The 8,612-nt window shown below is 48.0% G+C and carries 6 protein-coding genes and 2 pseudogenes; 2 read left to right on the top strand and 6 right to left on the bottom strand.

The features are described 5' to 3' along the window. Positions 1-27: 27 nt before the first annotated feature. Positions 28-1,134, top strand: a pseudogene (locus ACLR2L_RS16615) (urate hydroxylase PuuD); the annotation flags it as partial. A 63-nt stretch (positions 1,135-1,197) separates the two neighbouring features. Here ACLR2L_RS16615 and ACLR2L_RS16620 read toward each other — a convergent pair. From ACLR2L_RS16620 to ACLR2L_RS16630, 3 genes are all read right to left on the bottom strand, one after another. Then, positions 1,198-2,493 carry a diguanylate cyclase gene (locus ACLR2L_RS16620; RefSeq protein ID WP_140960324.1) on the bottom strand — a complete coding sequence of 432 codons (1,296 nt, stop codon included), beginning with the start codon at positions 2,491-2,493 and terminating at the stop codon, positions 1,198-1,200. 133 nt (positions 2,494-2,626) lie between these two features. Next, positions 2,627-3,976, bottom strand: a complete 1,350-nt coding sequence (locus tag ACLR2L_RS16625) for a sensor histidine kinase (RefSeq protein ID WP_140960326.1) — start codon at positions 3,974-3,976, stop codon at positions 2,627-2,629. 6 nt (positions 3,977-3,982) lie between these two features. Further along, entirely contained in the window at positions 3,983-5,146 is a 1,164-nt protein-coding gene (locus tag ACLR2L_RS16630) for an FIST signal transduction protein (protein ID WP_413369678.1), read from the bottom strand. A 218-nt stretch (positions 5,147-5,364) separates the two neighbouring features. On the opposite strand from ACLR2L_RS16630, the gene ACLR2L_RS16635 reads away from it, so the two are divergent. Then, complete coding sequence (locus tag ACLR2L_RS16635; RefSeq protein WP_413369682.1) at positions 5,365-6,495, top strand: HDOD domain-containing protein; 1,131 nt, start codon at positions 5,365-5,367, stop codon at positions 6,493-6,495. 5 nt (positions 6,496-6,500) lie between these two features. On the opposite strand, the gene ACLR2L_RS16640 is transcribed toward ACLR2L_RS16635, so the two are convergent. The 3 genes and pseudogenes from ACLR2L_RS16640 to ACLR2L_RS16650 form a co-directional block, all read right to left on the bottom strand. After that, positions 6,501-7,088 (bottom strand): molybdenum cofactor guanylyltransferase, encoded by a 588-nt coding sequence (locus ACLR2L_RS16640; protein ID WP_413369679.1) that lies wholly within the window; start codon positions 7,086-7,088, stop codon positions 6,501-6,503. Positions 7,089-7,101: 13 nt separating this feature from the next. Beyond that, a complete protein-coding gene (locus ACLR2L_RS16645; protein ID WP_140960334.1) occupies positions 7,102-8,310 on the bottom strand; it encodes an alginate export family protein in 1,209 nt (402 codons plus the stop codon). Between the two features lie 81 nt (positions 8,311-8,391). Then, positions 8,392-8,612: pseudogene (locus ACLR2L_RS16650) on the bottom strand (ABC transporter ATP-binding protein); the annotation flags it as partial.

The raw sequence follows: 8,612 nt of genomic DNA on the forward strand, positions 1-8,612 counted from the left end.
AACAACCTGGATAAGCAGCCCGAATAGAAGAAAAAGCAAGGGATCAAAGGCGATTTGTGGGCCGTGCATGGCGGTGGCTTTTACGAAGTTGCCAAATACGCTTATGGCCCGCAAACCATGCCGGAAAAACTCCACTGGTTTAAATGGGAAGCCTACTCTACCTGGTTAAGCGGTATTGCCCTGCTGGTGATCGTGTATTACTTCGCCGCAGCAGCCTATTTGATTGATCCCAGCGTAATGGCCATGAGCGAAGCACAAGCCATTATGCGCGGTATTGCGTTAATTGCCGGTGGTGCCGTGCTATACGAAACCGCCTGCCGTACCAAACTGGCCAACTATCCCAAGGTGTTTGCTATTGCGTTGGTGATACTGCTGGTAGTGGTAAGTTATCTGGCCACGCACTGGTTTAGTGGTCGCGGTGCCTATATTCATGTGGGTGCGCTTATTGGTACCATCATGGTGGCAAACGTATGGCTGAATATTATGCCAGCGCAACGCAAAATGGTGCATGCTGTCGCTCATCAACAGCCCATCGACCCCGCCTGGGGAGCAGGCGCGAAACTGCGTTCTGTTCACAACAATTACCTGACGTTGCCGATCTTGTTCATTATGATCAGCAACCACTACCCAATGACCTATCAGCATCCACAAAACTGGCTGGTGCTGGTAGCGCTGATGGCAGTAGCAGCCTGGATTAGACACTTTTTTAACCTACGCCACCTTGGGCAGGTTAAACCGTCAATTCTGCTCTCTGGTGCAATCGCCATGTTGGCGATTGCGTTCTGGGTGTCACAACCCCGGGCGGTTGATGCGGGTAAAGCAGCTAACCAAAATACAGAAGCCAGTTCAGTTACAATAAGCAGTACGTCGTTGCAACCGGACACTGAACTGGATAAACAGGTAATGGCACTGGTGGAAACACATTGCCAGGGGTGTCACTCAAGCGCCCCCGGCGATGACATATTCAGAGTAGCGCCACTGGGGGTAAAGTTTGATAATTGGGAACAAATTACCCGTCAGGCACCACAGCTGGTAAACCGCACCACTGTGACCCGGGATATGCCATTTTTGAACAAAACCAACATGACTGATGAAGAGCGGGCAGTAATAGCCCAATGGGCTGCGCAACGCTAAAACTCAAATCCCCTATTGTACCGCCCGCCGGTGGCTGTCACACAGGCGGGCGTACTGTTCATATTACTCACAAACCGTTGGTTTCTTTACCGCTTTTACTTCGTACATCCCCTGATCGGCTTGCTCTATCCAGCCCTGAATATCTTCAAACTGAGGCTGCCATTGGGAAACTCCCACAGAGCAGTGAATACTGATTAATTCACACTCTTCATTCTGAACCTGAACAGGTTCGGCGAACACCCGATGTAATACCGTTTCGGCATCCTCTTTAGTTGTGTCGCGCAATAACAACAAAAATTCATCGCCCCCATAACGCCCCACTATATCGTTTTCGCGCATGGTACTGGTAAGACGCTCAGACAATGCCTTCAGAGCCAGATCTCCGACGTTATGACCGTAGGTGTCGTTGATCCCCTTAAAATCATCCAAATCAATGAACGCCAGAGTCGAAGTAGTTCTGTCTGAAATGCGGGATAATCGATTGTGCTCTTCCTCAAGCCTACGCAAACACTCGCGGCGATTATCTATGCCGGTTAATCCATCGGTACGCGATAACACGTTGAGTTTATGATTAGCAGACTTTAGCGCCTCGTTAAGCTGTTTGTCTTTGCTGATATCGTCTGCGGTAACCACCACACTGGTGATATTTCCAGTCAGGTCACGGATCAACTGCCCGCGCTCCCGAATGTATCTCATTGTGCCATCGTCGCGCATGATCCGGTATTCGTGTACCCACGGCTCGTTCAGGCCTTTTTGGTATTGTTGTTGTATGCGGTGACGGTCGGCAACGTGAATATGCCGAATAAAACTGGTAGGGTCGTCAAACATTTCTTTCCCTGCCCGCCCCCATATATGGGTATATCCTTCATTCAGGTAGATCAGGTGCCTTAAGTCGGGCGTAGCCACCCACACAACCATGCGATCAGAGAGGGCACTAACGATTAAACGAAACGTTTCCTGTGACTGCTGATACCGGGCCTCAAAGCGCTTTTTCTCATCAATATCCTCCACCACGGAGATAAAATACTGTGGTTCACCTCGTTCATTCCTTACCAGGGTAACGGTGAGTTTTCCCCAAATGGTATGCCCGTCGCGGTGAACATACATTTTGTCCATTTGGTAGGAATCATAAAAGCCGTCGATGAGTTCACTTACATGCTGTAAATCGTTATCCAAAAAATCAGGATGTGTGATGTGCTGAAAGTCCAGTTTGATCAATTCTTCAGGGGTATATCCCAGGAAATCACTTAACGCTTTATTTACCCTGATAAAATCGCCGGTGGGGCTGACATGTGCCAGCCCGATACCACATTGTTCAAATGTTGACTGATAAACGTCTGATGGAGCCACTTCTGCCATGAATTCCTCCGCTCTGATGAGCCTGCTACAGAAATATATGTTCTGTAATGTCCTTGGGTTTTTAACGATCCTGTGTTGTATTCTTCACTGCATGAACACGTTAAAGCCTGGCCGCGATAAATGCTTTGCCAGGTTACTTAAGTAATGGAAGCCGAATTAAAAAACACGTACCAGATGGTCCTGTCGACTCCAGTTTCAATTCACCGTTACTTTGTTCAATAATAGCCTTAGATATAGATAATCCCAGCCCGGTACCCAGTCCTACCGCTTTAGTGGTAAAAAACGGATCAAATATGCTGGCCTGAACCCGCTTATCAATGCCTGGACCATTGTCTTTAATTCTGCATTCAATGTGGGATACATCGGCTATCACGTCAATGTTGATCTGCCCAGTACCCGGATTAACCGCCTGAATAGCATTAGTCACAATATTAATAATCACCTGCGCAAGCTGATTTGCGTTGGCACTCACCGTTGCGTTTTCCAATGACGTATCAAAATAAATATCCACAATGTTTTTAGCCTGGGTGCGAATAATAGTGAGTGCCTGGCGGACAACAGCCAGAAAATCGAGCGGCTTAATGGTTTTCTCATCGGGATGTGAAAACGCCTTCAGGTTTTGAATAATGTCGGTTGCCCGTTTCATCCCGTCCAGCGACTCATCAACCAAATCAACGGTATCAGTTAAAATGTAATCCATATCCAGTGCAGTAAATGTGGATTCAAGTTCGCTATTTGCCTTGCTGGCTTGTCTGGCAAACTGCTCAATGCGGGCAACATAGTCGCGTAAACTCGATAGGTTGCTATTGATAAATCCCAGCGGATTATTCAATTCATGGGCAACCCCGGCAGCCAACTGACCTAACGCGGCCATTTTTTCCTGGTGAACCATGCTGCTTTCAATGCGCGCGCGCTCTTCTAACAAGGCTTCTTTTTCGGTAATTAGGCTACGCTTCTCAAATTGCGATAAGGTATTGGCAACAAATGCACTAAAGGATACAAACACTTCTTCGTATTGCTTGGAAAAAGCGCCAATTCCGCTTTCAGAAATAAGCCAGATATACGCCGCCTGTGCAGTGTTGATTGGATGAATCAGAACAGACTGAGCCTCAGGCAACCACTGCCCCATACTAGCGCGCCACTCAGGGACCAGCTTTACATTCGACAGATTCACGGTTCGTTCAAAAAAATGCTGTAAATCAGGGTATCGCAGTGGTACAGAGTTTCCACGCTTATGGCTTCTGCACACAGGTACTACGGTATTCTGAGCAGCATCGAGGTGCGCGATCAGGATTTGATCACAGGGTAATATATCGCTGATCACATCAAAAAGCCTGGCAAATACTTCGTCGTGGTTTTCGGAACAAAGTATGGCATCCAGACCTTCCAGCATGAGACGGTTAATTTTCTTAAATCGGCTTAGCTGAGCATTTTCATAACTGAGCTGCTGGATTGTTTCGTGGAGCTTTTCAATATCTGTCACGTGTATTCATCCAAACACCGTTGCCGAAATCATCAGGTTACCATGCCTGCTCTTACCATCCGGAAAACAGCCTTGCTCACCAAAGGTAAATGCCACCACAAACGGCAGGCCTTGCGCTTTATTTAGTATAGACCGTTGAATATCGGCCAGTTGATCTTTTACTGCCAGCATGCAACCTCCGCAAAATACCAGCAACAGCGCCTTGGGCTGAGTTTCGTAATTGAGCTCATGGGTTCGCATTGCCACTTCCGCCACTTCCGCTGCCCGCGAAATTAAATTGTGACGCTCGCCATGCATCAGCGTTAATACTTCCCCCTCTTTAAGCGTAGCAAACAATTCCAGACTGTTATCGTCGTTAAGTCTGGAAGGGTGACTGAGCAACGAAATAGGATCAGACCGGGTGCCACGATTACGACCAAGCGGAAAATACGTGCTGTCAGATAAAATGCTGCCCGGTTTGAGCGCTGGCTGCCCAAACCGTTGAAGCCACTGGTTGTAGACATCGCCAGCCGGTTTGCCATCGAGAGTATATAAAACCCGGCCATCTACAGCCGTTACCGTTGCTTCTGTTGAGGTGGCCGTATACCCCGAGCTGAAGTAACAGGAAATGGGTTCCTCGGTGTACATCACAGCAATAATCAAACCGTTACTGTATAGCTGTGTTCCATCAAACTGCAGCCATTTTCCCTCAATGGCGTTGTCGGCACTGGAGCCACCAAACACCGGTACTGCGTTGCCCAATACGGCCTGCACACCACTTAATACCGCTTCTTCCTGACCGGGCGCCTGAATAATCCATACCAGGCTGGGCATTTGTCCAAGCCGGTTGGCTTTCTGCATGGCAGACACAACCGTGGATTCCGCCAATTCAGACACATTCCCCTTGCCCATATCGCATGACGCTACGCCAATCACACCCCGCGTTTCAGATATTGTCATCACATGGACATAACTTTCTCCCATGTCGGTACCCAGATTACTCATAGCACCCAAACAACTGGTAGACGCAAGCCAGTTAGCTTTACCTTTTGCTATTGACGCTAAAGAAGAAATTGCATCAACGTCACCAAAGGCTATATTTAAATCAGCATCGTAAAAATTGCTGCTGCGCAATTCATCAGCAAATCGCTGTGTTTCATTTACGCCTATTCGCGTGACTGTTACCTGCATAATGCGGCCCTCACCAGTGTCACAAAAGTCACCAATGACACATTGTGAACTTGCATTTAATGGTTTACATTGATTTATATAGGTCAATGTCGCTAAACTTGCAAAACAAAATAGTATATACTTTTATAACAAAGTGAATGAGCGGGCGTTATCTAAAGCAATAAATTAAATTGGCAGGATGCCATTGGAAATAAAGGGCAACTGACAGAGCAAACGTGATGAATGTAAATTACGCAGTATTCATAGATGACGACGAACTCATGCTAAAAGCAATCAGGCGAACTGCAAAACGCCTGTTCGCCGATTGGCATGTGTCGTTGGTTGATACACCACAAGACTGGCGAAAACAGATTGGTCACTCGCCGCCACCGGATATCGTATTTTGCGATTACCGCATGCCAATGGTTACCGGTGCGGAGATTTTAAAAGACATCGCAGACGCATTCCCTTTAGCGATAAGGGTGTTAATTTCCGGCGATATAAGCGACGACGCTATTGTTACCTGCAATAAGGTTGCCCATACGTTACTTGCTAAGCCGTTTACCGATGATCAATTAATTGAGTTTTTGAATCATGTAGCCATACTGAAAACATTGGCGCTATCCGAGCAAGAACGCCGCTTAATATGCCGGTTATCGGATATTCCCGTGTTACCCAATGTTGTAACCCAACTGCGCACCGCTCTGGCCGACAATAGTACTGACTTGCCTCACCTGGCAGCTATTGTCAGGCAGGAACCGCTTGTGGCTGCGCGTTTACTGCAAATGGCCAATTCAGCGTATTTGGGATATCACCGGGCAACAGATTCACTTGAAGAAGCCATCGCCCGTATTGGCACCCAGCTTTTGCAGGCCATGATCATGAGCTTTGCCGTAGAAAAAGCAACGGAGCATCTGCTGTCGCCCAAAGCCCATCAGGAGGTGTGCCACTACACCGAGCAATACGCTCAGCTTTCGCGAAGTGTGATGTCCGGACTCAGCAATAACCCAATGTTAATTGAGCGGGTGTTCATTTGCGCTGTGCTCAGTGGTATTGGCCGGCTGATTATGGCGGCGCTGTCAGAATCTGACCAACAAGCCTATGAAGAGTTTTGTAATACCCATCCGCAACCTGCCATGTTGATCAGTGCCTTTTTATTAACGCTGTGGTGCTACCCGGACAATTTACACGAAGAACTACTGAAGGTTCAGACAGGGCCAGTAACAGGCGATACTGATATTGTTCACGTGTTATTACTTTCTCAGCAGTATCTTTGTCTCGAAAATGAACCTGCAGCTTTGCAGGAATGGCTAAATAAACTGCCACAGCCATATGCTGATGCGTTTAAATCCGCAGGTAAAATTAAATAGCTTTGCTAAGCAGAAAGACTATTGGCAATGACGCGTGTATTAACGTTAACAAGTTCTTTGCTGTTAGCAGTAAAAGGCAGCGACTGCGCATCACACATTGCTAACACCGCGCGGATAGAGACGCAGGGCTTGGCTTTAATCAGTTCAGCGAGCGCACGCTCGTAACGAGGCGTTATGGGTATGGCGACCGGCAGAAAGCTGTCGGCAAAATAGCAGGCGCGCTTTGCACTAGAGGCGGTTTCCAACAGGATGTTAATGCTGTCTGTTGATAGACACGGCATATCAACCGGTAAAAAAAGGGCAGTACCGGTGCACTGCCTCATTAATTGCAGCAGCACATCAGCTATTGCCCGGCCTGGGCCATGCTGAGGAGTGCGTTCCGCAAATGTACTAAATGGCCCACCCAGCACGTAATGCTGATGGAGGGGCGCTGTATCCAGCAATTGCCGGGCAGTGTCGAGCATGGCTTGCCCGTTTATACTAACGGTGGCTTTATCTTGTCCCATACGGGACGACAACCCACCAGCCAGAATAAAGCCCAGCTGTCTGTATTGCAGTGAAGACGTGTCCTGAATACCGGATACAGCGCACATGATGAACCCTAGATTAGAATTTAGTACCAACCCAAACCCACAGTTTATCAGCATCAGCTTTAATGTCACCCGCTGAGTAGTTTGCGTATTTCACACCCAAAGTGAACTTCTCTGCCACTTTGGTGGTGTACTGAACGTTAATTTCACTGCCTAAATCATCCACAGTTGCACTGGCTTCATCAGCATCAAAGTTGTGGTACACAAACAACCAGTTACCGCCTGCAAAGTTTGAAGCTACACTGGCGTAGATATCCTGCAAGCCCTGATTAGGTGTTGCCAGCCATTGATCAGACCAACCATTGAACTTGTGCAACGTGGCAAGTGGCGTAGAGAAGCCATACGCGCCATCATCAGAACCCAGCAACTCATAACCCAGTTTTGCAGTAATACCAGACACTGTCGCGCCGCCTTCCAGCAGCAAGTAGCTTGCAGAAAAATCCGTAGTCGCAGTTTCACTTGATTGCTGGGCGAATTCAGCGCTGTATAACCATTTAACTGAATCTGCCTGATAGGCACCACTGTAACTCACGCCATACGTATCAAGGCTGTTCTCAGTGTCGTTATCCACTTCCAGTAAATAGGCATAGGCAGTGAGTTTGCCTGCACCCGTTTTGTAGCTCACATTCAGTAAATGATCGCTTGAATCCAAATCAGCCGCTTCAGCAAAAATGCGGTTGCGCTGGGTCAGGTAAGCGTAAAATGCTGTCAGTTTTTCATTGGCCTGATAGTTCACAGAAATGGCATCAAATGTTTGCCAGTCCTGACGCCAGCCTACGTGACCAACAAAACGGTGGCCATCCAGAGCAATGATTTGACGACCGGCTTTTACCGTTACGCCATCGCCCTGATATTGCACATAGCCCTGGTTCAGCTCAGTGGTTTCCGGATCAGCAATAACGGCATATTTGCCTGTGTTGTATCCAGCTGGCCCTACAGTGTAATCACCCTGCCCCATTACAATACGCACATCTTCCAGATCAGCTTTAAATGAAAACCCTTTGTAGCTGCCCGACTCATAGCTCAGTAAAGTGCGCAGCGTCAGTGCACTGGCATCTTCCACGTTATCCTGCGATACCCCTTCGTAACGCAGGTTAAAATCTGCAGACGCTTTGGAAGCAGATAAGGCCTCGTACCAGCCCTCGGCTGATGCCGCTGGTGCCACTGCTGCGGCAACGAGTAAAGAAAGTACTGCACGTTTGGTTGAAAAAGTAGTCGTGTTCATAGTGTTTTCCTAAATTCAGATTGAGATTGCCTGACCCGGCCCCGAAGGACCGAGCTAACTCTATGTTTTTATTAAAATTCGTTAAGCCGCGTTAGATTTTTTCGAATCGCTGCTTTTCTTCGCCGACTGACGGCTGGATACCGTTTCCACCTTCTTTTGCTTTTCGTAAAGGAAGGTCAGTACCTCATGTCGGTAATGGTTGTATTCCGGGTTGTCTGCCAGTGCCAGACGATCGCGTGGCCGCGCCAGTTTCACATCAAGCACTTCGCCGATGGTGGCCGACGGGCCATTGGTCATCATCA

The sequence above is a fragment of the Alteromonas sp. AMM-1 genome (genome assembly GCF_047290655.1).
In the GTDB taxonomy this organism is placed as follows: Bacteria; Pseudomonadota; Gammaproteobacteria; order Enterobacterales; family Alteromonadaceae; genus Alteromonas; species Alteromonas mangrovi.